The sequence below is a fragment of the Paramaledivibacter caminithermalis DSM 15212 genome (genome assembly GCF_900142245.1).
Classification (GTDB): Bacteria; Bacillota; Clostridia; order Peptostreptococcales; family Caminicellaceae; genus Paramaledivibacter; species Paramaledivibacter caminithermalis.
The window spans coordinates 118,525-144,143 of the sequence record NZ_FRAG01000002.1; the positions used below are offsets into that span (position 1 = coordinate 118,525).

25 protein-coding genes are annotated in these 25,619 nt (G+C 31.5%); 23 read left to right on the top strand and 2 right to left on the bottom strand.

Features of this window, described 5'->3' with window-relative positions; all coding sequences use genetic code 11:
* The first annotated feature begins 84 nt into the window (after nt 1-84).
* The 11 genes from ssnA to BUB36_RS01570 all read left to right on the top strand — a co-directional run bounded on the left by ssnA (nt 85) and on the right by BUB36_RS01570 (nt 12,325).
* The gene (gene ssnA, locus BUB36_RS01520; RefSeq protein WP_073146627.1) at nt 85-1,410 is read left to right on the top strand and encodes a putative aminohydrolase SsnA; all 1,326 of its coding nucleotides are present in this window, start codon (nt 85-87) and stop codon (nt 1,408-1,410) included.
* 34 nt (nt 1,411-1,444) lie between these two features.
* Nucleotides 1,445-2,812, top strand: a complete 1,368-nt coding sequence (locus BUB36_RS01525) for a uracil-xanthine permease family protein (RefSeq protein WP_073146628.1) — start codon at nt 1,445-1,447, stop codon at nt 2,810-2,812.
* Between the two features lie 94 nt (nt 2,813-2,906).
* Complete coding sequence (gene hydA / locus BUB36_RS01530) at nt 2,907-4,265, top strand: dihydropyrimidinase (protein ID WP_073146664.1); 1,359 nt, start codon at nt 2,907-2,909, stop codon at nt 4,263-4,265.
* 78 nt (nt 4,266-4,343) lie between these two features.
* Nucleotides 4,344-6,965 carry a selenium-dependent xanthine dehydrogenase gene (gene xdh, locus BUB36_RS01535; protein ID WP_073146629.1) on the top strand — a complete coding sequence of 874 codons (2,622 nt, stop codon included), beginning with the start codon at nt 4,344-4,346 and terminating at the stop codon, nt 6,963-6,965.
* 38 nt (nt 6,966-7,003) lie between these two features.
* Nucleotides 7,004-7,594: an NTP transferase domain-containing protein gene (locus tag BUB36_RS01540; protein ID WP_073146630.1), complete on the top strand. Its 591-nt coding sequence runs from the start codon at nt 7,004-7,006 to the stop codon at nt 7,592-7,594.
* Between the two features lie 121 nt (nt 7,595-7,715).
* Entirely contained in the window at nt 7,716-8,054 is a 339-nt protein-coding gene (locus BUB36_RS01545; RefSeq protein ID WP_073146631.1) for a winged helix-turn-helix domain-containing protein, read from the top strand.
* A complete protein-coding gene (locus BUB36_RS01550) occupies nt 8,017-9,258 on the top strand; it encodes a nucleoside-triphosphatase (protein WP_073146632.1) in 1,242 nt (413 codons plus the stop codon). Before BUB36_RS01545 ends, BUB36_RS01550 begins: the two co-directional genes overlap by 38 nt.
* A gap of 13 nt (nt 9,259-9,271) precedes the next feature.
* Nucleotides 9,272-9,802 carry an ECF transporter S component gene (locus BUB36_RS01555; RefSeq protein ID WP_073146633.1) on the top strand — a complete coding sequence of 177 codons (531 nt, stop codon included), beginning with the start codon at nt 9,272-9,274 and terminating at the stop codon, nt 9,800-9,802.
* Between the two features lie 29 nt (nt 9,803-9,831).
* The gene (yqeB, locus tag BUB36_RS01560; protein ID WP_073146634.1) at nt 9,832-10,635 is read left to right on the top strand and encodes a selenium-dependent molybdenum cofactor biosynthesis protein YqeB; all 804 of its coding nucleotides are present in this window, start codon (nt 9,832-9,834) and stop codon (nt 10,633-10,635) included.
* Complete coding sequence (yqeC, locus tag BUB36_RS01565; RefSeq protein ID WP_073146635.1) at nt 10,611-11,387, top strand: selenium cofactor biosynthesis protein YqeC; 777 nt, start codon at nt 10,611-10,613, stop codon at nt 11,385-11,387. The genes yqeB and yqeC overlap by 25 nt, the downstream gene beginning before the upstream one ends.
* A 128-nt stretch (nt 11,388-11,515) precedes the next feature.
* Entirely contained in the window at nt 11,516-12,325 is an 810-nt protein-coding gene (locus BUB36_RS01570; protein WP_073146636.1) for an XdhC family protein, read from the top strand.
* 123 nt (nt 12,326-12,448) lie between these two features.
* On the opposite strand, the gene BUB36_RS01575 is transcribed toward BUB36_RS01570, so the two are convergent.
* Entirely contained in the window at nt 12,449-13,612 is a 1,164-nt protein-coding gene (locus BUB36_RS01575; protein ID WP_073146637.1) for an iron-containing alcohol dehydrogenase, read from the bottom strand.
* Entirely contained in the window at nt 13,596-14,099 is a 504-nt protein-coding gene (locus tag BUB36_RS01580) for a heme-degrading domain-containing protein (protein ID WP_073146638.1), read from the bottom strand. Before BUB36_RS01580 ends, BUB36_RS01575 begins: the two co-directional genes overlap by 17 nt.
* 337 nt (nt 14,100-14,436) lie before the next feature.
* Here BUB36_RS01580 and BUB36_RS01585 point away from each other — a divergent pair, with 337 nt between their 5' ends.
* The 12 genes from BUB36_RS01585 to BUB36_RS01640 all read left to right on the top strand — a co-directional run bounded on the left by BUB36_RS01585 (nt 14,437) and on the right by BUB36_RS01640 (nt 25,459).
* Nucleotides 14,437-15,672: a 6-phosphofructokinase gene (locus tag BUB36_RS01585; protein ID WP_073146639.1), complete on the top strand. Its 1,236-nt coding sequence runs from the start codon at nt 14,437-14,439 to the stop codon at nt 15,670-15,672.
* 258 nt (nt 15,673-15,930) lie between these two features.
* The gene (hisZ, locus tag BUB36_RS01590; protein WP_073146640.1) at nt 15,931-17,220 is read left to right on the top strand and encodes an ATP phosphoribosyltransferase regulatory subunit; all 1,290 of its coding nucleotides are present in this window, start codon (nt 15,931-15,933) and stop codon (nt 17,218-17,220) included.
* Between the two features lie 11 nt (nt 17,221-17,231).
* Complete coding sequence (gene hisG / locus BUB36_RS01595) at nt 17,232-17,855, top strand: ATP phosphoribosyltransferase (protein WP_073146641.1); 624 nt, start codon at nt 17,232-17,234, stop codon at nt 17,853-17,855.
* A gap of 1 nt (nt 17,856) precedes the next feature.
* Nucleotides 17,857-19,137 (top strand): histidinol dehydrogenase, encoded by a 1,281-nt coding sequence (gene hisD, locus BUB36_RS01600; RefSeq protein ID WP_106406460.1) that lies wholly within the window; start codon nt 17,857-17,859, stop codon nt 19,135-19,137.
* A gap of 2 nt (nt 19,138-19,139) precedes the next feature.
* Nucleotides 19,140-20,189: a histidinol-phosphate transaminase gene (hisC, locus tag BUB36_RS01605; protein ID WP_073146643.1), complete on the top strand. Its 1,050-nt coding sequence runs from the start codon at nt 19,140-19,142 to the stop codon at nt 20,187-20,189.
* A gap of 2 nt (nt 20,190-20,191) precedes the next feature.
* Nucleotides 20,192-20,779: an imidazoleglycerol-phosphate dehydratase HisB gene (hisB, locus tag BUB36_RS01610; protein WP_207550735.1), complete on the top strand. Its 588-nt coding sequence runs from the start codon at nt 20,192-20,194 to the stop codon at nt 20,777-20,779.
* Between the two features lie 44 nt (nt 20,780-20,823).
* A complete protein-coding gene (gene hisH / locus BUB36_RS01615; RefSeq protein ID WP_073146644.1) occupies nt 20,824-21,429 on the top strand; it encodes an imidazole glycerol phosphate synthase subunit HisH in 606 nt (201 codons plus the stop codon).
* On the top strand, nt 21,426-22,124 hold the full coding sequence (gene hisA / locus BUB36_RS01620; RefSeq protein WP_073146645.1) for a 1-(5-phosphoribosyl)-5-[(5-phosphoribosylamino)methylideneamino]imidazole-4-carboxamide isomerase: 699 nt from the start codon (nt 21,426-21,428) through the stop codon (nt 22,122-22,124). Before hisH ends, hisA begins: the two co-directional genes overlap by 4 nt.
* 10 nt (nt 22,125-22,134) lie before the next feature.
* Nucleotides 22,135-22,896 (top strand): imidazole glycerol phosphate synthase subunit HisF, encoded by a 762-nt coding sequence (hisF, locus tag BUB36_RS01625; protein ID WP_073146646.1) that lies wholly within the window; start codon nt 22,135-22,137, stop codon nt 22,894-22,896.
* The gene (gene hisIE / locus BUB36_RS01630; protein ID WP_073146647.1) at nt 22,896-23,522 is read left to right on the top strand and encodes a bifunctional phosphoribosyl-AMP cyclohydrolase/phosphoribosyl-ATP diphosphatase HisIE; all 627 of its coding nucleotides are present in this window, start codon (nt 22,896-22,898) and stop codon (nt 23,520-23,522) included. The genes hisF and hisIE overlap by 1 nt, the downstream gene beginning before the upstream one ends.
* Nucleotides 23,523-23,756: 234 nt before the next feature.
* Nucleotides 23,757-24,209 (top strand): PTS sugar transporter subunit IIA, encoded by a 453-nt coding sequence (locus BUB36_RS01635; protein WP_207550736.1) that lies wholly within the window; start codon nt 23,757-23,759, stop codon nt 24,207-24,209.
* 191 nt (nt 24,210-24,400) lie between these two features.
* Entirely contained in the window at nt 24,401-25,459 is a 1,059-nt protein-coding gene (locus BUB36_RS01640; RefSeq protein ID WP_073146649.1) for a PTS fructose transporter subunit IIC, read from the top strand.
* Nucleotides 25,460-25,619 lie beyond the last annotated feature (160 nt).

The following is a 25,619-nucleotide window of genomic DNA, read 5'->3' on the forward strand; positions in this document are numbered from 1 at the left end:
TAATTATTTCTTTAGAAAAAGCAGTTTATGATTTAGAAGAAAAGGCTTGAACTTGGATTATTTCTGAATAAAGGAGTAATGAGAATGATTATAGGTAATGGCAGAATAATAACAAATGATTCAAATAATGCTTTTATAGAAAACGGAGCTGTTCTTATTAAGGATAACATCATAGAAGATATAGGATATTTTGAAGCTCTTAAAAAAACGTTTCCTAAAGAAGAAATTATAGATGTAAAAGGAAAAGTCATAATGCCAGGAATGATATGTACACATAGCCATATATACAGTGCTTATGCTAGGGGGATGGATGTAAGTAAGCCTCAAAGAAATTTTTGTGAAATTCTTAAAAATTTATGGTGGAATCTTGATAAAAAGCTGACATTGGAAGATGTAAAACTTAATGCTTTAACAACTTATATAGAATCAATTCAAAATGGAGTTACTACTCTAATAGATCACCATTCTGGACCAAATTCAGTTACGGGAAGCCTATTTACTATAGCGGAAGCTGCAAAAGAAATAGGTATGAGAACTTCCTTATGCTATGAAGTATCTGACAGAGATGGTGAAGATATTGTATTAAAAGAGATTAAAGAGAATATTAACTTTATAAAGAGAATTCAAAAAGATGATGATGGTGATATGATTAAAGGATTATTTGGGCTTCATGCCTCCTTTACATTAACCAATAAAACTCTATATAGGGTAAAAGAGGCAATGGAAGGAATCTATGATGGGTATCACATACATATTGCAGAGGGAATAGAAGACCAATATGATTCTCTAAAAAAATATGGAAGAAGGGTAATTGAAAGGCTTTACGACTTTGGAATTTTAGGTGAACGTACAATAGCTGTTCATGGAGTCCATATAAATCACAGGGAAATTGAAATATTAAAGGAAACTAATACTAATGTAGTACATAACCCTGAATCCAATATGAACAATGCAGTTGGTGCTCCACCAGTAGTAGCAATGATTAAACAAGGCATAAGGGTAGGTCTTGGTACAGATGCATATACCAATGATATGTTTGAGTCTATGAAGGTTGCAAATATATTACAAAGTCATCAATTATGTGACCCAACATTTGGATTTAATGAAACCCAAATAATGCAGTTTAAAAATAATCCTGAAATTCTCAAGAAATATTTCAAAAGGGATTTAGGGGTGTTAAAAAAAGGTGCCTATGCGGATATTATAACTGTAGATTATGAACCATGGACACCAATAAATAAGGATAATTGGTTTGGTCATGTTCTTTTTGGAATGACAGGGAGATTAGTAAATGACACAATAATAAATGGTAAATTTATCATGAAGAATAGGAAGTTTTTATCTGTTGATGTAAAGGAAGTATATGCAAAATCAAGGGAAAGAGCAAAAAAAATATGGACCTTGATGTAGAGTACATTTATGGTTAAATTTAGGGGGGAAAAAAATGATTAGTAACAACAAGACTAATACTTCACTTTTTAGTTTGGAAGGAAATCCAAGTATCAAAGGAGTTATTCCTTTATCATTTCAGCATTTGTTAGCAATGATTGTTGGGAATGTACTGCCTGCATTGGTATTATCAGGGGCAATAGGATTGACTTCAAACCAGCAAATACAACTAGTTCAAGCAAGTATGTTTATTGCTGCAATTGGAACTTTTGTACAATCATTTTCTGTATTTGGAGTTGGTGCAAAGCTTCCTGTTATTATGGGTGTAAGCTTTGCTTATATACCTACAATCCTATCGATTGGTAAAGGATATGGAATAGGTGCAATATTTGGTGCTCAGCTTATAGGAGGTATTATAGCCTTTATAGTGGGTGTGTTTATAAAAAAAATAAGAAAATATTTTCCGCCTATGGTAGCTGGAACTGTAGTATTTACAATAGGACTTTCCTTATATAGAGTTGCTGTAAACTATATGGCAGGTGGCTTTAGGCCTATAGATCCAAGATATGGAGGCTTAGTATATTGGGGTATAGCAATTTTAACTCTTGCTGTGGTATTGATATGTAATATGTTTGGAAAAGGTTATATAAAACTAGCTGCAATATTAATAGGAATTATAGTTGGATATATAGCAAGTTTAATAGCTGGCATAGTATCCTTTGATTCCATAGGGAACGCTTTATGGTTTGATTTACCTACTATATTGCCATACAAACTAGAATTTCCAATAGTTGCAATTATAACTATGTCTGTAATGTATGTAGTTAATTCAGTTCAAGCTATAGGAGATTTATCAGCAACTACTGTTGGAGGGATGGATAGAGAAGCTACAGATAAAGAAATTTCAGGTGGAATTAAAGGAAATGGTATATTGAGTATTATTGGAGCCTTAATAGGAGCACTACCGACTGCTACTTATAGTCAAAATGTTGGGATAGTATCAATGACAAAAGTAATAAGCCTAAAAGTATTTAGAATTACAGCAGCAATGATATTTGCAGCTGGATTAATTCCTAAATTTGGTGCTATAATAACTTCAATTCCCCAATGCGTTATAGGTGGTGCCACAATATCTGTATTTGCACAAATTACCATGACAGGAATGAAATTAATAGTACAAGATGAAATGTCTGTAAGAAATACAACGATTGTTGGACTTGGAGTTGCATTAGGTATGGGAATAACTCAAATACCAGTGGAAGGATTACAATATCTTCCCAATTGGTTCAAAATGATATTTGCAAGCTCGCCAGTAGTGCTTGCTACAGTTGTTGTATTTATTTTAAATATTATATTACCTAAAAAAACAATAGCTGAAGAGCAGCTTGAAAGAGAAATAATAGAGAAAAAACATAACAAATAGGTCCATATTATAGAAGCTTTATATTTTTACGGGATAATCTTTACCTACATTTGATATATAAATAATATGCTTTAAAGCAGGTGATATTTTGGATATGATAATTAAAAATGGTTTAATAGTCAATTCAGAAGGAAGCTTTACTGGTGATATATTCATTGAAAATGGACTGATAAAAAGTATTAAACCTGAAATATATAAAGAAAATTGTAAGATAGTAAATGCTGAAGGCAGACTTGTCCTACCAGGAGGTGTCGATGTACATACACATATGGATTTAGACCTAGGGGAATACAGGGCAGTTGATGATTTTTATACTGGGACAGTTGCAGCTTCCTTTGGAGGAACTACAACTATTGTAGATCATATTGCCTTTGGACCTAAAGAGTGCAGTTTGAATTATATGATCGATAAATACCATGAATTAGTAGAGGGTAACTCTATTATAGATTATAGCTTCCATGGAGTAATTCAGCATGTAAATGAAAATATACTAAAGGAAATGGAAGAAATAGCTAAAAGGGGAATAACTAGCTTTAAGATATATATGACATACGACAATAGACTTAATGATGAGGATATATTAAGGGTTTTAATAAAGGCAAAGGAATTAGGAGTTGTAATTGCAGTACATGCTGAAAACCATGGAGCAATACAATATTTAAGGAATTATTATGCTTCTTTTAAAAGCTCAAAGCCCATATACCATGCTTTAAGTAGACCTGTTGCGACAGAAGTAGAGGCCATAAATAGAATGATTTATTTAAGCGAAATAGCTGGATTTCCACATCTGTACTTTGTTCATGTATCTACTAAAAAAGGCTTAGATGAGATTGTTCGTGCAAGAAAAAATGGAGCAAGTAATGTATATTGCGAAACATGCACTCAATATTTAACATTGACAGAAAAATGTTATAAAGAAGATATCGAAGGATTTAAATATATTATGGCTCCTCCATTGAGAAAACAAGAAGATATAGAGGCTCTATGGAAGGGAATTGCAAGTGATCAGGTTGATGTAATCGCTACAGATCATTGCCCTTTCTTTATCGAAGAAAAAATGAATGGAAAGTTTGATTTTAGAATAGTACCAGGAGGAGTTCCAGGAGTTGAAGAAAGAGTGGAGATTGTATTAACTGAGGGAATTAAAAGAGGAATATCTATAAACAAGTTAGTAGATAAATTATCAAAGAGACCAGCAGAAATATATGGACTCTATCCCCGAAAAGGAACTATAGAAATAGGAGCAGATGCAGATATAACAATACTCGACAAGAGAGAAAAGATTATAAATATAGATAATAGACACAGCAGAGTAGATTACACACCATATGACGGTTTTAAAGTAAATTATGTTGTGGAAAAAGTCATACAAAGAGGAAATATATTAATAGATAATGGTAAACTCATTGCTAAAAATGGTAAAGGAGTATTCTTAAAAAGGACAAAAATATAAAATAGGATAACCTTTCATTAAAGATAAAAATTTCTTGTGAAGGAATAGCAAATTTTATTATATAGAGAGGGGCTTAATATGTTTAAAATAAAAGTTAACGGGAAGGAATATCAATCTGAAAAGGATATGAAGCTAATAGATTTTTTACGTGATGAATTGGGAATAATGTCAGTTAAAAATGGATGTAAGGAAGGTGCCTGTGGTACTTGTACAGTTCTAATAGATGGCAAAGCAGTTCGTTCCTGTGTGCAAAAGCTCTCGAGGTTAAAAGGAAAAGAGATACAGACCATAGAAGGGTTTACAGAAAGGGAGAAAAAAGTATTTTCTTATGCATTTGCTAAAGCTGGAGCTGTACAATGTGGATTTTGTACCCCAGGTATGATTATAGCCAGTAAAGCTTTAATAAATAAAAATCCAGACCCTTCTAGAGAAGATGTAAAAAATGCTATTCGCAACAATATCTGTCGTTGTACAGGATATAACAAAATTGAAGAAGCTATTTTATTAGCAGCAAAATTTTTTAGAGAAAATCTAGAAATACCAAAATTTGAAGATGCAGTAAAAGTAGGAAAGAAAATTTTCCGTATAGATGCTATTCCAAAAGCATTGGCAGAAGCAAAATTTGCAGATGACTATATGTTTGAAGGTATGCTCTATGGCAAAAATGTATTTAGCAAATATCCTCGTGCAAAAGTATTATCCATAGATACAAGTAAAGCTCTTGAGATGCCAGGAGTTGTAGCTGTATTTATAGCTAAGGATATTCCAGGAAATAGATATATAGGTCATATAGCTCAAGATTGGCCGGGTATGATTGATGTAGGAGAGGAAACAAAGTGTATAGGAGATACTCTTGCTATAGTTGTAGCAGAAGCTAGAGAGCAGGCAGAAAAAGCTGCAAAGGCTGTAGAAGTAGAGTATGAAGTATTAAAACCAGTTACAAATCCTGAAGAAGCTATGAAACCAGATGCTCCTCAAATACATGGAGAAGGATTTATGCAATTTGGGAAATTTAGAATTCCTAAAAATAATTTATTTGATTATGAAAAAGTAAAAAGAGGAGATGCAGAAGCTGCCCTTAAGAAATCCAAATATGTAGTGGAAGGTACTTTTTACGTTCCACCGACAGAACATGCATTTATGGAACCTGAAACAGCAGTTGGATTACCAGATGGGGATGGTATCAAAGTTATCACAGGAGATCAAGGTATCTATGATGATAAACGTGAAATTGCAAACTACCTTGGAATTCCAGAAGAAAAAGTAAGAATTCAAAGTGCTTTTATAGGTGGAGGATTTGGTGGTAAAGAGGATATGAGTGTACAACATCAAGCAGCCCTCTGTGCATATCTTTTAAAGAGACCTGTAAAAGTATATTTTAGCCGTCAAGAAAGTATTAACTACCATCCAAAACGTCATTCAATGAAGATTTATTGTAAAATAGGTTGTGATGAAAATGGTATACTACAAGGAATGAAAGCTAGGTTTACATCTGATACTGGAGCTTATGCATCTTTAGGTGGACCTGTACTCCAAAGGGCATGTACTCATGCAGGAGGTCCATATAACTATAAAAATGTTGATATTGAAGGATATGCATATTACACTAATAATCCACCAGCAGGTGCCTTCCGTGGTTTTGGAGTAACTCAATCTGTTTTTGTAGTAGAATCTTTAATAAATCAGTTGGCAGAAAAGGCAGGATTTTCAGAATGGGAGATTAGATATAGAAATGCTATAAGACCAGGTCAAGTACTGCCAAATGGACAAATAGCAGATGAAGGTACTGCTATGGTGGAAACATTGGAAGCAGTAAAAGAAGAATTTGAAAAATATAAAAACAATCATGATTATTATGTAGGAATTGCATCAGCTATGAAAAATTCAGGGCGTGGAGTAGGACTTCCTGATCCAGGCCGTTGTAATTTAAAAATAATACAAGGAAAAGTTCACGCTAGGTCTTCTGCAGCTACAATTGGGCAGGGTGTTCAAACTGTAATACTGCAAATGATATGCGAAACAACAGGATTAACTTTAGATAAGATAGTAGTTGAGCAAGCTGATACGAAATACACCCCAGATGCAGGAACCACAACGGCCTCACGTCAAACAGTATTTACTGGAGAGGCAGCACGTAAAGCTTCTTTAGAGTTAAAAGCTGATTTAGAAGGTGGAAAGACTTTAGAAGATTTAGAAGGCAAAGAATATATTGGAGAATTTGACTTTAAAACAGATCCAATTGGCTCTGATAAACCAAACCCAGTAAGTCACATTGCATATGGATATGCGACACAGCTTGTTATTATAGATAAAGAAGGAAAACTAGTAAAGGTTGTTGCTGCACATGATGTTGGAAGAGTAGTAAATCCTCTTTCTATAGAAGGTCAAGTAGAAGGTGGAGTAGTAATGAGTCTTGGATATGCTTTAACTGAAGATTTCCCACTAAAAGATGGAGTGCCTCAAGTTAAATTTGGAACCTTAGGTTTATTAAAAGCCCATCAAATACCACCAATTGAAATGCATTTTATTGAAAAAAATGATCCGAATGGAGTAGCATATGGTGCTAAAGGAATTGGTGAAATAGCAGCAATTCCAGCAGCTCCAGCAGTCCAAAATGCTTACTATAAGAAGGATGGGGTATTTAGATATAAATTGCCTCTTGAAAATACCTATTATCGTAGAACGAAAATTCAAAAATAGAGGATAAAAATAACAATTTAAGGTGTTGTTGGAAAGATATGACTAAGATAAGTGCGATTGTTATGGCGGCTGGCATGAGTAAAAGAATGATGGCGGATAAACTTCATTTGAAAATAAAAGATAAGTATATATATGAATATATTTTACAAACCATTAAAGGATATAATTTTTTTGAAATTATAGTAGTTGCCAAGGATGAAGAAATTTTAAGAAAAGCAAAACATATGGGATATTTAGCCATAAGAAACCCTAGATATTACTTAGGGCAGAGCGAATCTATAAAGGAAGCTTTGATAAATTCAAAAGAAACAAATGGATTTATGTTTTTTGTAGCAGATCAACCTTTTATTAAAATAGAAAGCATAAAAAAGTTATGTAGTGAATTTCAGTGTAATTCATCCAGTATTGTGCTACCTCATTATAACGGAATAAAAGGAAACCCCGTTATATTTCCATATCATTTAAAAAAACAACTTTTACTCTTAAGAGAAGATCAGGGGGGAAAGATTGTTATAAACAATAATAAGGATAAGGTAATAAGAGTAGATATTGAAACGGAGTACGAAAATTTAGATATTGATACAGTAGATGATTATGAAAAGGCAAAGAAAATACTAGATTATAAATAAAGTTTAAATTAAAGAAGTTAGAATATCAAAGGGTCAATTCCCTTTGATATTTTTCCTAACGTTATATTTTTAAAGATATAACGAAATATGATTTGTGATTTATTATAAGTGGGTGGGAAATATGTATTTCAATTATAAAGTCTGGCTAGTAAATGAAGAAAATAAGAAATTCTTTGGAATAGGACCAGTTCTTCTTTTGAAAAAAATAGAAAAATTAGGCTCTTTGAATAAGGCAGCTATTGAGATGAATATGTCATACAGTAAGGCTGCTATATTGATTAAAAATGCTGAAAAAGAGCTATCTGCAAAGCTATTAGTACGACAGGTAGGAGGGAAGGATGGTGGGGGTTCTTATATCACAGAAGAAGCAAAGGAGTTGATTAAAAAATATGACGAATTCTATGTGCGATCAGGTGGAGCAATTGAAAAAATATATAATGAGATATTTCAAGGAAAGTAAAAAAAGACACTTGCTTATAACAGGCAGTAGAAGGTCAGGAAAAACAGAGATATTAAATGCAATATTAAAATATACAAATTCTTTTGGAGGGATTATTACATATCCAGTAAGAGATAGCAAGTTCTTTCCAAGATGTGTTATACTCGAAGATATTAATGATTCAAGTGAAAGAGGAATAATAGCTGTAAGAAATGAAGTATGTACAGCATTGCTTCCTAATATTGATGGATTTGAAAGAATAGGCAAAAGAATTCTAAATAGGTATGCCGATTCTAATGTAGAATTAATTGTTATAGATGAAATAGGATTTTTAGAGAATAATGCTGAGGATTATCAAAATACAGTACTTAGCTGTATGGATAAAAAGAGGACTATATTAGTTTTAAGAAATGAATCGACTACATTTATAAATAAGATTATAAACAGAAAAGATGTTTACATGGTTGATCTTGATTGCTGTAACAAAAAAATGTTTAGATGGACAAAAAAAAGTATTAAGTGGTATTTAGAAGCAGAAAAAAATACTAAATTTTATAAGAATGTGATAGAAAATATGGAGAAAGATTTAAAATATGTAAAAACAGCACTTGATATAGGATGTGGTCTCGGAGGAATATCAATTGAACTGGCAAAAAAAGATATATCTGTAACTGCTTTGGATATATCGCCTTTAGCTGTTGAAACCTTAAGGAAAAGAGCAGAACAATGTAAGCTTAACAACGTTAAAATAATAAATGATGATTTTGAAAAAACAACTATTAAAGAAAAGTATGATATGGTAATAGGAAGCTATGTAATGGGATTAATTAATTATGAAAATTTTAACAAATTTCTTAATTTGACCAATAAATATTTAGTTTTTATATTACCAATAGAATGTATTAAAAATGATTTCTCAATACAGGAGTTGTATAAAAAGATTAACAATGACTTAATTTCATTAAATCAAAAAACACATTTGGATGTAATAATGATTTTAAATAAAAAAGGGCTTAAATATAAAATAAAATTTTTTGAAACTAAATTTAATCAGCCAATAGATTCTATAGAAGGAGGATTAGAATTTATCAAATATTACTTTAGTGATGCAATAGATTTTGAAAAAGAAATAATAGAGTGGCTAAGGGAGAAAATAAAGGTTGAGCATAATAGATTTTATATTCCTAGTTTAAGAAAAAGCGCTATAATTATTTTGAAAAAATAGGGAGGCAAAGAGAATGTTATTAAAAAAGTTTACTTTAAAAGATTTAATTTATATATCTTTATTGGCTGCTATTGCAACTATAACAAAGATTCCTTTAAAGATGGCATCTAAGCTATTTGCCAGCACCTTTGGATTACCAGGCGGAATTATTAATGGAATGTATTATATGTTTTGGCTTATAGCTGCCTATGGAATAGTGGGAAAAAGAGGGACTGGAATATTATTTTGTATAATTCAGGCGGGATTATCAATATATATCTTTTCAATGCCTAGTATTAAAGTTATTACTTTTATACCTCCAGGGCTTGCTGTTGATTTGCTTAATGTGATTATAAATTGTAAAAAGGATACGAAGGTATTCATGGCATTAGGTGGAGCAGTTGCTAATGTTGCAGGAACTTTGACTATGAGTATATTAGTTATGAAGGTTCCACTTATAGGATTAATTATGGCATCAATGATTGCAAGTATTTCAGGGGGGATAGGAGGTTATTGTGCATATATAGTTGTGAAGAATTTGAAAATCTATCAATTGCAAAGCTAAATTCTAATCTATAAAAGGAAGTGCTTAAAATGTTTAGCAAAAACACTATTGTAGCTGTTCGTGGTGGAGGAGATATAGCAAGTGGAATTATTCATAGACTTTTTAATGCAGGACTTAAAGTTATGGTTTTGGAGATAGAAAAACCTACAGTTATTAGAAGAAAAGTTTCTTTTGCTGAAGTTATTTACGAAAAGGAGATTAATGTTGAAGGTATCACGGCAAGCTTGGCAGTAAACTATGATGATGCAATAAAAATTATAGAAAAAAATCAGGTACCTGTTTTAGTTGATCCTAATGGAGAAATTATTAATAAGCATAATTTTACAGTTGTAGTTGATGCCATACTAGCTAAAAAAAATCTTGGGACTAAGAAAAACATGGCTCCTTTAGTAATAGGAGTTGGACCAGGATTTGTTGCTGGAGAAGACGTTCATGTAGTTATTGAGTCAAATAGAGGACATCATCTAGGTAAAATAATTTTAAAGGGTATGGCTGAGGAAAATACAGGAAAGCCTGGGGAGATACAGGGCTTTTCTGAGGAAAGAGTTATAAGGGCTAACAGCAATGGTATCATAAAGGTTATGAAAGATATTGGGGCAATTGTTGATAGTAATGAAACAGTTGCAGTTATCGGCAAAGCACAGATAAAGACAAAAATAAAGGGGGTAGTACGAGGTATGATTCATGATGGATTTTATGTAATTAAGGGAATGAAGATAGGTGATGTAGACCCAAGAGGAATCATAAACCACTGCTATACCATTTCAGATAAGGCTAGGGCTATAGGCGGAGGTGTATTAGAAGCAATATGCAATTTTTTGAGCAAAAAATAAAAAATATATATGAAGGATTGGATATTAATCTAGAAAAAAAAGAAAATATTTGCTTTATAGGGGCTGGGGGCAAAACTACAGCAATGTTTAGACTTGCAAGGGAATTGAAGTCCTTAGGGAAAAAAGTTCTTGTTACAACGTCAACAGCTATATATTATCCTTCAGAAAAATATATAGATAGAGTTTTAGTTGCAAATAACATTTCAAAAATAAATGATTTAAAATCACAAAGAGGCTTAATGATTGTTATAGGGAAGGATATATCTTGGGAAGGAAAACTATTGGGATTAGATAAATGTTTTATAGATAAAATTTGTAGTAAAAATATATTTGATTACATACTGATAGAGGGTGATGGTGGGAAGTGCAGACCAATTAAGGCGCCTGGTAATCATGAACCTGTTATTCCATTTATTACTTCAATCACTGTAGGAGTAGTAGGACTTGATTCGATAGGTAGATTTATAGAGGATAGATATGTTCATAGACCTAAAATATTTGAGGAGATAACTGGTAGTTTGCCTTATGAAATTGTAACCGAAGAAAAAATAGTGAAATTAATTACATCAGATATAGGATTATTTAAGAATACACCTAAAAATTCAAAAAAATACCTTTTACTAAATAAGGCAGAAGATGAGGAAAGAAAAAAGTCTGCTTATATAATTAGAGATTTGATAAGAAAAAAAGGCTTTAAAATAGATGGAATTATAATATCCTCTTTACTTAATAACGACATTTTTAGAAACTGATTAAAATATTCATAAGAATTATTAAGGTGTCTGGTTCTGATAAATGAATAACGAGAGACAAATCAATTTTTAATATTGATAACTGAGAGAATTTTATTAGGATGAAAGATTTTTTTGGAGGTGTCAATATGGAACATAAGTTACTTGAAGAATTAACAAAAAAAATAAAAAATGGAGCAAAGGCTGCACTAGCAATAATAACAAAAATAAGTGGCTCTACTCCTAGAATAGAAGGATCAATGATGATTATATCAGAGGATGGTACAATACAAGGAACTATAGGTGGAGGAATATTTGAATCTAAAATAATTAGTGAGGCTAAAAAATGCATGGCTGAAGGTAAAAACAAGAGCTATCATTTTAAATTAAATGATGATGAAGGAAGTCTTCATATGCAGTGTGGAGGAGAAGCAGAAGTTTTCATAAAGGTATTTAATACACAGAGTAGGCTTTTAATCGTAGGTGGTGGACACATATCACTAAAGCTTTATCTTTTAGGCAAAATGCTAGGCTATTATACTGTGATATTTGATGATAGAGAGGAATTTTGTAATCACGACAGATTTCCAGAAGCAGATGAACTTCAATTTGGAGATATTAAGGAAAAACTGAGGAACTATTCAATAGATTCAAACAGCTATATAGTAATAGTAACTAGAGGTCATGAAAATGATGAAATTGCTTTAAAAGAAGTTTTGAATAGAGGAGCATGTTATATAGGAATGATAGGGAGCATACAAAAAACAAACTATATAATGAATAATATGATAAAAGAAGGATATGACAAGGATGTTCTCGAGAAGGTTTATGCGCCAATAGGATTAGAATTAGGAGGGGAAACTCCTGAGGATATTGCACTTAGTATTATGGCAGAAATTCAAATTATTAAAAACCAAGGTAAGCTAAGACACATGAAGCGTAGTTTTGTTATCTCTTAAATAAAATTTATGAAGGGCGGTAGTCGGTATCTATAAAAATACTTGCAACTAGAACGCATTGGAATGTATTTTTGATAAGAATTTAATCGAACAAAGTATAGAAAAAGCCATATAAGGCTTTTTCTATCTCAAATTTTTTGAATCCAAAATAATTTTTTGCAAATTTTCTTTACATCCGAATGATAAGAAGTTAAGAATTGGAGAATCAATAATAGAACTAAATTGTTCATCTGTTACACTATAATCATCAAATTTATGGTAGAGTTTTATGGCTTTGAGAAAATCCTTAATAATACTACTTAATTTAGAAGCTGCTTCCTTATCTGATAAAGAATTTAGAGTATTATCAAATATTCTTGCTATAGTTGCAAATTTAGTGGTATTTAAATGATATTGCATATGTAAAAATTCTGGAAAGACAAGAGCCAAAGCTTCACCATGACTAATACCTGTAACACCACCGATAATTTCACTAAGTGGATGTGGCGCAGAAGCACCAGCATTTGATAAGGCAATACCAGCCAAGGTCTGTGCATATAACAACTGCTTTCTATAAAAAATATTATTTAAAGATTCAATTGATTTTGGCAAATAATTTTTAATAACTTTTATTGCTTCTAGAGAAGCTAATTCACTAAAAGGGGAAGCCATAGGATTAATATAACTCTCAAATGCATGGCAAAAAGCATCAAAACCAGTGGAAGCAGTTAATTTACTTGGTAAAGTTAATAATAAATTAGGGTCTAAAATAGCATGAGCAGGATAGTTTAGAGGATGAAAAATAGTATTTTTATCATTATCTATAGAGATAACTGCTGCTTGAGTTACCTCTGAACCAGTTCCAGCAGTGGTTGGTATAGCAATTAGAGGTATATGCCTATTATGTATTGGTTTATAATGGATATGTGGATTATTGTATTTATCAAATAAATTAGACCAATCAATATCCTTAGACTCGTTGAGTAAACAAATTATTTTAGCAGTGTCTATACTAGAACCGCCACCAACAGAGATGACAAAATCGATTTTATTATCTTGAAGTAAACGGATTCCCTTTTCAACGATTTCTGTTGTTGGATTTGGTATTACTTCATCAAAATGAATAACTTCAAAATTATTTTGTGACAGAACTCCTTTCAATCTTGTAAAAACTTTTTCAAGAGGATGTGTGTTTTTGGTTGTAACAAGTAAACATCTTTTACCATACTCTTTGGCAATATCAGTTAGAGTTTCAATTTTACCTATACCAAAGTGTATTTTTGTTGGCACACTAAAAATTGAATCCATCTAATTCATCTCCTTTACTTTTAAGAAATTTTTTAATTGCGTATATAACTAGATTATGATCTTCTTCTGGCTTGAGACCAGCTACTGTAATTGAACCTATTATGCCTGTATTTCTTACTATTATGGGAACAGAACCACCAGTGGCTGAGTATTCATCAACTGGCAAACCATATTTATCAAAAAGATTAGTACCATCTTTCTCAAGTTTTTTTGCTATGTATATGGAACTGGTAAAAAAGTGATGTACTACATTTCTCTTACGTATAATCCATAAATCCTTATCAGGAGTTGTCCCGTCAAAGGAAAAATGAAATAATTGGTGATTAAATTTACTGATATCAATAGTTATTGCATAGCCATTTTTTTTAGCTATATCAATAATATAATTACCAATGGTTAATGCTATTTTGCTATTAAAATTATCAAAAACTAAGTCGTTTAGCTCATCTTTATATTTTTCAATTATTGTTTCATTAATAGTTATCATAACCCCACAACCCTTTAGTTTTGTTAAATTATATCACATTTTAAGGATTGCAAATTATAATTATATTTCTATAATGATGTAGTAAAAATTTAAAATAAAAGAACATGAATCAATATCATTTTATAAACTTCCTTAATTCAAATTATTACCGTATTGATTGGGAAACAAATGATATATTTATAAACATTGAGGTAATTGATTTTAGATTATATAATAGGGCTATGGAAATATAGATATTCCAGTAAAATAGTTAATCTAAATTCTTGGTTTAAGATATTTTAATTTAATGTAGAATTTACTATAATTAATATTTAATAGATGATAATAGGAGGTTTTTATGAAAAATTGTTTAGTTGCACAATCTGGAGGGCCAACATCTGTAATAAATGCCAGTGTAGTTGGTGTTGTAAATGGAAACAAAGAATTAAAGGGTTATGATAATGTGTATGGAGGCATTAATGGTATTGAAGGAATTTTACAGAGTAATATTATAAATTTATCTAAATTAACAGATATAGAGTTAGAGGCATTAAAATATACACCATCATCTTCATTAGGGTCATGTAGATACAAAATGAAGGACTTTAAAATTAATGATGAAGAATATAAGAGATTATTTGCTGTATTAGATTCTTTTGATATTCAAACTTTATTTTATATTGGTGGAAATGATTCAATGGATACAGTAAATAAGCTCAGCGAATATGCCAAACTAAAAGGAATTGACAAGCAAATTATTGGAATACCAAAAACTATTGATAATGACCTATATCATACTGACCATACACCAGGGTATGGGAGTGCTGCTAAATTTATTGCCACAACAGTATTGGAAACATATTTAGATTCTAGTGTATATATTAACAATGGAATTTTTATTATCGAAACAATGGGAAGGGATACTGGTTGGTTAGCTGCAAGTGCAGCTCTTGCAAAAATAAATGGAGAGGCAGTTGTCGATTTTATTTACTTACCTGAAGCTGAGTTTTCAGAGGAGCAGTTTTTAAAAGATGTTGCTAAAAGGTTTAATGAAAAAAATAAAGTATACATAGTAGCTTCGGAAGGCATAAAAGATGGAGGTGGAAGATATCTTTTTAAAACTAATTTTGCAAATAAGCATGATTCTTTTTCGCATGTACAGTTAGGTGGAGTTGGAAATTATTTAAAAAGATTAATAATTGAAAATCACATCACTTCAAGGGTTAAAGTATTAGAACTTGGAGTAACTCAGCGTTCTGCTATGCACTGTGTATCACAAACAGATATTGAAGAAGCATATAAAGTAGGAAAAGCAGCTGTAAAATATTCTATTCAAGGACATACAGGACTTATGGTTGGGATGAAAAGGATACAAAATAATCCTTATACTATTGAAACATATAAAATTGAAGCTTCAAAGGTTGCTAATAATATAAAATACTTTCCAGCAGAGTGGATTACAGCAGAAAAAAATAATGTTACAAAAGAAGCTGTTAAATATATTTATCCATTAATTTTAGGCTCGCCGAATATTATTATTGAGAATGGTCTTCCTAAATATTTGACATTGTATGATAAATATATTGATGTGTAAGCAAGAATAGAAAATAGGGGTCAGGCTAGAACACGTAATTTAAAATAGTTATTTATAACTTTATTTTTATGTGTTCTAGCCTGACCCCTAAAATATACTATGGGTATATTGTAAAAATATTTTTGAAATATTATGAATATGAAAAAAGTAAAATTTTATATTGACTAATGCAAATAGAGATATTAAAATAATAAAAAACAATTTATTGCTTTATCACGATGAAGCAATAAATCAATAAATTAAAGGATTGGTGTTTTTATGGTTTTCAGCAAGGATATTTTTCCAGAGGGAGTAGAGGATTTATATTGTAAAGAGTATGAATTTAAAGAAAAAATAGTTACGGTGATAAAAAATATTTTCAAAAGCTTTGGGTACAATCAGATAGTTACTCCTAGCTTTGAATACTATGATTTATACAATGGAATAGACGGAGTTTTGCCAAGGGAGAATATGCTTAAGCTCATAGACAATAGTGGAAGAATACTGGTTTTAAGACCTGATGCAACTATTCCAGTAGCTAGGATGGCTGCTACCAACTATAAGAATAATAAAGAGATGCTGAAGCTTTCATATGTTACAAATATTTTTAGAGCCAACAAATCGGGAACGGGAGATAAGAGAGAGTTTATTCAAGGAGGAATTGAGTATTTTGGTAATAATAAGCCTGATTGTGATGCTGAAATAATAGCAGTAGGCATTAAATGCTTATTAGAATGTGGATTTAAAGATTTTCATGTAGATTTAGGTCAAGTAGAATTTATGAAGGGACTTATTGATGAAGCTAACTTAAATAAATTTGAAAAACTTAAACTTCATAATTTAATTGAAAACAAAAATTATGGAGATTTAAAGGAATTCCTTGAAAATACTGACATAACATCAAGCTTGAAAGAAAAATTTTATATGATACCTAAGCTGTATGGAAAACCTAAAAAGGTTTTAGATATGGCTAGAGAGTTAGTTATAAATGAAAAGATGGATAAGGCACTTAATAATTTAGAAGATGTATACAATATACTAAAAGATTATGATTTTGATAAATATATATTATTTGATTTAGGATTTACAAAGGAACAGGGATATTATACTGGAATAATGCTTAAGGGTTATGTAAATAACTTTGGTGAAGTTGTTTTAAGCGGTGGGAGATATGATAATTTAACTAAACAGTTTGGTGCAAACAAGCCAGCATGTGGCTTTGGATTAAATATAAATAAAATAATTGAGGTGATGGAAATGTATGATATGAAAAGGGATGTGGACTGTTTTACGGATTATTTAGTTCTCTATAAAGAAAATTTTAGAGGGAAGGCTATAAAGCTTTCTCAAAATTTAAGGGATAGAGGATTTGTGGTTGAAACAAACCCTTATGAAAATGATATTAAATTTTATATAGAGAATTCAACCTTTAGAAACACTAAAAAAATCATTGAAGTAGAAGAGCTTCTAAAAGTAATTAATATCTATAAAAATGATGTTAAAAAATATAATGAAAATCAATTTTATAAAGACTTAGATTATAATGAAATCATTGCTTCTATACATTAGGGGGTATTCTAGTGGATGCAGTTAAAATAGCCTTAGCAAAGGGTAGGTTAGCAGATGATGCAATAACTTTGCTAGGGAAGATAGGTATTAATTTTAATGATTATTCTAAAAAAAGCAGGAAACTTATTTTTAAAGATGACTGTGAAAAAATAAAACTGGTATTTGTTAAATCCTCAGATATACCTGTATATGTTGAAAAGGGAGCCGTTGACATAGGTATAGTAGGTAAAGACGTACTACTTGAAAATGAGGCTGATGTATATGAAATATTAAATCTTAATGTAGGAAAATGTAAAATCTGTGTTGCTGGATTTAAAAACTATGAAAGAATCCATAGCAGGAAATTGATTATAGCATCTAAATATCCTAATATAGCCAAAAAGTACTTTAATAAAAAAGGAATATTCAATGAAGTGATTAAGCTAAATGGTTCTGTTGAGCTTGCACCAATATTAGGGCTTTCTGATGTAATTGTAGATATAGTGGAGACCGGCACAACATTAAAGGAAAACGGATTAGTAGTACTAGAGGAAATACATGACATAAGTGCAAGACTGGTAGTAAACAAAGTAAGTTTAAAGACAAAGAATGAAGAGATAGAAAAGATTATAAGCGGGTTAGAAAGGATTGTTTAAATTGAAGATTATCGAAATACAAGGAGAGAATTATAAGGATGTAATAGATTCTTTACTAAAAAGGGGAGAAGATGATTTTACAGAAGTTGATCAGGTTGTTTATGAAATCATAAGTGATATAAAACGTAATGGAGATAGAGCATTGATAGAATATACAGCTAAATTTGATAAAGCTCGTTTAGAAGGTATTAAGGTTAGTGAGAATGAGATAGCTGAAGCCATAAAGGTAGTAGGTGATGAATTCTTAAAGATTTTAGAAGAAGCTAAGGAAAATATAACTGACTACCATAAAAAACAATTACAAAATTCGTGGATGAGCAATGAACAAGAAGGTATTATACTAGGGCAGGTAGTATCTCCATTAGAAAGAGTAGGGATTTACGTACCAGGTGGAAAGGCTGCATATCCATCTACTGTTCTTATGAATGCGCTGCCTGCAAAAGTAGCAGGGGTAAGCTCTATAGCTATGGTTACTCCTCCTAATAAAGAAGGAAAGGTTAATCCATATATTTTAGCAGCAGCATACATTGCAGATGTTGATGAGATATATAAGGTTGGTGGAGCCCAATCCATAGCTGCCTTAGCATATGGAACAGAAACAATAAAGCCTGTCAACAAAATAGTAGGACCAGGAAATATCTATGTTGCTAGGGCAAAGAGAGCAGTATTTGGACTAGTGGATATAGATATGATAGCAGGGCCAAGTGAAATATGTATAATTGCTGATGAAAATAAAAATCCAAGCTTTATAGCTGCTGATTTACTGTCTCAGGCAGAGCATGATGAGATGGCATCATCAATACTTATTACAACCTCTAAGGATTTAGCTATGAAGGTTAAAGAAGAGGTAAAGATTCAAACAGAGAAAGCTGAAAGAAGAAAAATCATTATGCGGGCTATCTCAAACTATGGATATATATTTATAGCAAGGAATATAGACGAAGCCATAGACATAGCAAATGAAATAGCTCCAGAGCATCTAGAGGTCATGGTTGACAATCCCTTTGAACTACTTCCCAAAATAAAAAATGCAGGAGCAATATTTTTAGGAGAATATACTCCAGAGCCAGTAGGAGATTATTTTGCAGGTCCTAATCATACACTTCCAACTTCAGGGACTGCAAAATTTTCATCGCCTCTAGGAACCTACGATTTTATGAAAAAATCCAGTTTCCTTTACTATAGTAAAGAAGCCCTTAGAAATATAAAGGATAAAGTGATTTCCTTTACTGAGGCTGAAGGTTTATCAGCTCATGGAAATTCAATAAAAGTGAGGTTTTAGTAATGAAGGATTTAATAAAAAAAAGCATAAAGGACTTAAAGCCATATAAGGTTATAGAAGAGGAATATCGAATTAAGCTTGATGCAAATGAAAGTCCCTATAATATTTTTCAATATATAGGAGAATTGATATTAAAAGAATTAACAGCTTTAACACCTAATAGATATCCAGATAATGAAGCTATAGATATTAAAAAAGCTTTGTCAATGTATATTGGTGTAAATGAAGAAAATATATTATGTGGCAATGGTTCTGATGAGATTTTAAAGATTATCATAGATACATTTGTTGACAAGGGAGATACTGTTGTTAGTCACAGCCCATCCTTTGCAATGTATAGGATAATAACTCAGATTGCAGGTGGAAGTTTTTTAGAGGTTGAGGGTGACAAGGATTTTAGTATCGATATAAATAAAATTATTAATAAGGCTAATGAGAATAATGCAAAGGTCATATTTTTATGTAGTCCTAACAATCCTACTGGAAGGATAATTAGCAGAGAGGATATAATAAGGGTTTTAGATAACACAAAGTCTTTGATAGTTGTGGATGAAGCTTATTATGAATTTTATGGAGAGACAATAGTAGATAAAATAGATGACTATGAGAGACTAATAGTACTTAGAACACTATCAAAGGCCTTTGGGCTTGCAGGATTGAGAATAGGATATGGAGTTGCTAGTAAAAATATGATAGAAACTATAAGCAAGGTAAAGGCTCCCTATAATTTAAATTCTATTTCTAAATGTATTGGAAGAATAGTATTGGATAATAAGGAAATTGCTTTTAAAAATATAGAAGCAATAAAAAATGAACGTGACAGGTTATACAAGGAATTAAAGAAAATCGAAGGAATCCAAGCTATACCAAGTAAAAGTAACTTTATATTAATTAGAACAAATAAATATAAGGCTTTAATGACAAGGTTTAAGGAAGAAAAAATACTAGTAAAGGGCTTTGGAACAGAAGGTGTATTGGAGAACTGTATTAGATTGACAGTTGGAACAGATGATGAAAACATGGAAGTATTGAAGATTTTAAAGGAAGTGTAAATATGATAAGAATTGCTGAGATTACTAGAAAAACTACAGAAACAGATATTACTTTAAAACTTGACCTAGACGGTAGTGGAAAAGCTAAAATAGACACAGGCATAGGATTTTTAGATCATATGTTAAATTTAATGAGTAAACATGGACAACTAAATCTTGAAGTAAAGTGTAAGGGGGATTTAGAAGTAGATACCCATCATACAGTGGAAGATTTAGGAATTGTGCTTGGAAAAGCTATTAAAAAAGCTTTAGGAAATAAATCAGGAATAAAAAGATATTCTACGGTTTTTACACCAATGGATGAAGCACTTTCGATGCTTTCAATTGATATAAGCGGAAGAAGCTTCTTAAAGTTTAACGTTCCTTTGACTAGAGAATACATTGGGGACTTTGAGACGGAAACTTTAAGGGAATTTTTTATAGCTCTTACCAATAATTCCAACATAACCCTCCACATAAATTTACAGTATGGAGAAAACAACCATCATATTATAGAATCTATATTTAAAGGCTTTGGTAGAGCCTTAAAGGAGGCGGTGACAATAGATAAAAATATTGAAGGAGTTATGTCGACGAAGGGGATATTATAAAAGAAGTGGAAGATAGGAAAACGAATAAAGGGAGAAGGTGCAACATGATTGCAATTATAGATTACGGAGTTGGAAATATAAAAAATGTATATACTGCATTTAATAATTTAGGCTTCGATGCTGTGATAACCTCAGAAAAAGCCCTTATAGATAAAAGTTCTGCAATAATTCTGCCAGGAGTAGGAGCTTTTAAGGATGCAATGGACAATCTATATAAACACCATCTAGTAAATTGCATTAGGGAAAATGTAGATAAAGGAAAGCTTTTATTTGGTATTTGCCTTGGAATGCAGCTTTTATTTGAAAAAAGCCATGAAGATGGTGAGTGGAATGGCTTAGGGCTTTTAGAAGGCGAAATAGTAAGATTTGATGACAGTTTAAAGGTACCCCATATGGGTTGGAATAAATTGATAAAGGCAAAGGATGATGAAATAGTTAAAGGTATAAATAATGGCGAATACGTATATTTTGTTCATTCATATTATCTAAAAGCTAAAAATAAAGATGATATTGTAGCATTTTCTGATTATGGGGTAAAGGTACCAGCCATAGTAAGAAGGGATAATATAATAGGAATGCAGTTTCATCCTGAGAAAAGCGGAAAAACAGGAATGAAGCTATTAAAGAATATCGAGGAGATGATAAAGTGATAATCTTTCCAGCAGTAGATATAAAGGACGGAAAATGTGTTAGACTTTATCAGGGAAAAGCTGATAAAGAGACTGTATATAATGATGACCCATTATTTTCAGCAAAAAAATGGGAGGAAAACGGAGCAAAGTATTTACATATTGTGGACTTAGATGGTGCTTTTACTGGAGAATTAAAGAATAAGATTATCATAAAAAAAATAGCTGATAATTTGAATATACCTATTCAAGTAGGTGGAGGTATTAGAAACCTTGAAAGAGCAAAGGAAATACTATCTTTGGGAGTAGAAAGAATTATAGTTGGAACCTCTGCCGTTAAAAAAAAGGGTTTTGTAGATGAGCTTGTTAAGGAGCTTGGGCAGAGAGTGGTGGTATCAATAGATGCTAAGGAAGGATATGTTTGTGTAGATGGCTGGGTAAACATCAGCAGTATTAAGGCAGTAGACTTTGCTAAGGAACTGGAGAAAAAGGGTATAAAAACCATCGTATATACGGATATTTCTAAGGATGGTACAATGATAGGACCAAATTTTGATGAGCTTAAAAGACTCAAGGATAGTATAGATATAAATATAATTGCTTCTGGAGGAATAGGAAGTAAAGAGCATGTAGATAAGCTAAAAAACTTAAAGCTTTATGGAGCCATAATAGGTAAGGCACTTTATGAAGGTAAAATAAGTTTAAAGGAATTATAGGAGGTTTTTTATGCTTACTAAAAGGATAATTCCATGTCTTGATGTAGACAAGGGCAGAGTAGTTAAAGGAAAGAAATTTAAAGACATTAAGGATGTAGCTGATCCAGTAGAGCTTGCTAAATATTACTCGAAAAATGGAGCTGATGAACTTGTTTTTTATGATATAACAGCTTCTAACGAAGATAGGGATATTTTTATTGATGTAGTAGAAAGGACGGCAGAAAATATCAATATTCCCTTTGCTATAGGCGGGGGAATAAGAAGTATAGAAGATTTCTCAAAGGTCCTAAGGGCTGGAGCTGATAAGGTATCCATAAATTCAGCTGCTGTAAAAAGACCAGAGCTTATAACTGAGGCAGCCTTAAAGTTTGGAAGTCAATGTGTTGTACTTTCTATGGATATCAAAAAAAATGGACAGAGCTGGGATGTATATATTAATGGTGGCAGGATTAATACAGGACTTAATGCTGTAGAGTGGGCGATTAAAGGAGAGGGCCTTGGAGCAGGAGAGATTGTCCTTAATTCTATAGATTCCGATGGAGTAAAACAAGGATATAGTATAGAAATAACTAGGAGAATTTCAGAAATCGTAAAAATACCTGTTGTAGCTTCAGGTGGAGCAGGAAAAAAGGAAGATTTTTTAGAGGTTTTAAAGATAGGAAAAGCTGATGCAGCGTTGGCAGCATCGGTATTTCACTATAAAGAGATTGAAATAAAAGACCTTAAGGAATATCTTTATAAAAATGGTGTAGAAGTCAGGAGAGATTTTTAATGATAGATATAAATAAACTTAAATACGATAAAAATGGATTGATTCCCGCAATAATACAGGATTGTATTACAAAAGATGTTCTAATGCTTGGATATATGAATAAAGAATCCCTAAAGCTTACTATAGAAACTAAAAGGACTTGGTTTTTTAGCAGAAGCAGGCAAAAGCTATGGAATAAAGGAGAGACATCAGGTAATTTTCATGATGTAAAGGAGATAGGGTATGATTGTGATAAAGATGCATTATTAATTAAAGTAAAGCCTAATGGTCCAACCTGTCATACAGGAGAAAATAGTTGTTTTTATAGGTCTATATATGAAGAAGAATCGAAGGATATAGAAACCTCAAAGGTATTGGATCTACTGTATGAAAGGATTATAAATAGAAAAAAGGAGTCTATAGAAGGTTCTTATACAAAATATTTATTTGAAAAAGGAATTAATAAAATACTAAAAAAGGTTGGTGAAGAAGCCAGCGAGGTTATTATAGCTGCTAAGAATGATGCTAAAGAAGAAGTTATATATGAAGTTTCAGATTTAATATATCATTTACTAGTTTTATTAGTATATAAGAATATATCCTTTGATGAAATAAGAGGAGAATTATATAAAAGGTATAAAAAATGAATAATACTTTTTTATCTACCCTAGTTTATTAGGGTATTTTTATTTTTTGAATAAAACTGTACTCAGCTAATTCACCTCTGAGAATAATCTTAAAACAAATTATAAAAATATTGATAGATGTTTTTGATATTTTACCACATCAATCTGGCAACAGTAGTCAATATACTATTACTTAAAACATGATATGATTAAAACAAGAAAGGATAAATTGTATATAAAAGAATGGAGTGAATAATGATGGAGAAGATTATTGATATAAATTTAATAGATTTAAATCTAAACTGTTTAAATAAAGAGGATGCTATAATATCTATGGCAAATCTACTAGAAAAATGTGGGAGGCTTAACAATAAAGAAGAATATATAAATGAAGTAATTAGGAGAGAGAAATTATCTTCAACTGGAATAGGTTTTGGAATAGGAATACCTCATGGGAAAAGTAATGCAGTTAAAGTTCCATCTTTAGTTTTTGGAAGAACTAAACAAGGAATTGAATGGCAGTCACTGGATGGAAAGCCTGTAAATATTATTTTTTTAATTGCAGTACCAGAAAAAGCATCAAATCAACACTTAAAGATATTAGCTTCATTATCTAGAAAACTTATGAACCAAGAATTTAGAAAACAACTTAGTGAAATTACGAATAAAAAAAAGCTGATAGAGATGCTCAATGGATTAATATATTAGATTTTTAATAAAAATATGAATAAATAAAAGCAATATTATTATAAACACTATGAGGGAATTTATTTAAATACCTTCACAAAAACATTTATGTTCCCATTTCGGCTTTATTTATTAATGACATACGATTGATTATTACATGTGAAAGGTTTAAATTTCCCGAGTGTTATTATAAATTAAAGGAGGGTTTATTAATGAAAGATGAAGTTAAAAATCTAAGAAGCTATTTGATGACAGGGGTATCCTATATGATACCAATTGTTGTAATAGGTGGTGTATTGATTGCATTATCTATAGCATTAAGCGGAGTAGAAGCTGGAACAGGAGCAAATGTAACCAATCCATTTTTACAGAAAATGCTAAATGTTGGAGTTAAGGCTTTTGGACTTATGGTACCTGTATTGGCTGGTTTTATTGCTTTTGGAATAGCAGATAGACCAGGAATAGCTCCAGGTCTTGTAGGTGGCGCCCTAGCCAACGAAATTGGGGCAGGATTCTTAGGAGGTATAATTGCAGGTTTTGTTGCGGGATATACTGCTAGGTGGGTTAAATCATGGAATGTTCCAAAACAGATAAGACCTATAATGCCTATTTTTGTAATACCTTTAGTAACTACTGGAATTGTTGGAATTATTATGTATATAATTGGAACGCCAATCAGCGGGTTTATGAATTTTATGACTGAAGGATTAAAGAGTATGAGTACTGGAAATGCAGTATTTCTTGCTATTGTTATGGGAGCGATGATTGCATTTGATATGGGTGGACCAATGAATAAAGTTGCTTTTATGTTTGCAGCAGCTATGATTGGTGAAGGTGTTTACACAGTAATGGGTCCAGTAGCAGTTGCCATATGTATCCCCCCACTTGCCATGGGTACAGCAGCATTATTAAAGCCTAAAAAGTATACTGAAGCTGAAAAAGAAGCAGGTAAAGGTGCAATAGCAATGGGATTGATTGGTATTACAGAAGGTGCGATTCCATTTGCTGCAGCAGATCCAGTTAGAGTTATTCCTTCTATAATGGTAGGGTCTGCTGTTGGGGCAGCGGTAGCAGCTATAGGAAAGGTTGGAGACCATGCTCCACATGGTGGTCCAATAGTTCTACCAGTAGTAGATAATAAGATAATGTTTATTATAGCAGTTTTGGTTGGTATGGCAGTAACTGTTATTATGGTTAATACATTAAAGAAAGAAGTAAAAGAAGAGAAATATGAAAAAGAATCAGATGAAGTCAGTATAGATTTTAACTAATTTAAATATTGATCACAAATTATTCATAGAAGTTTGCAAATGTCCAAATAGTTTTGAATTTATTAAAGTAATTCAAAGTTAGTCATTTAACATGGCTAACTTTGTTTTATAAAAAAAGAACTTTTACCACATTATTTTGGGAATAGTTATCCATTATGAA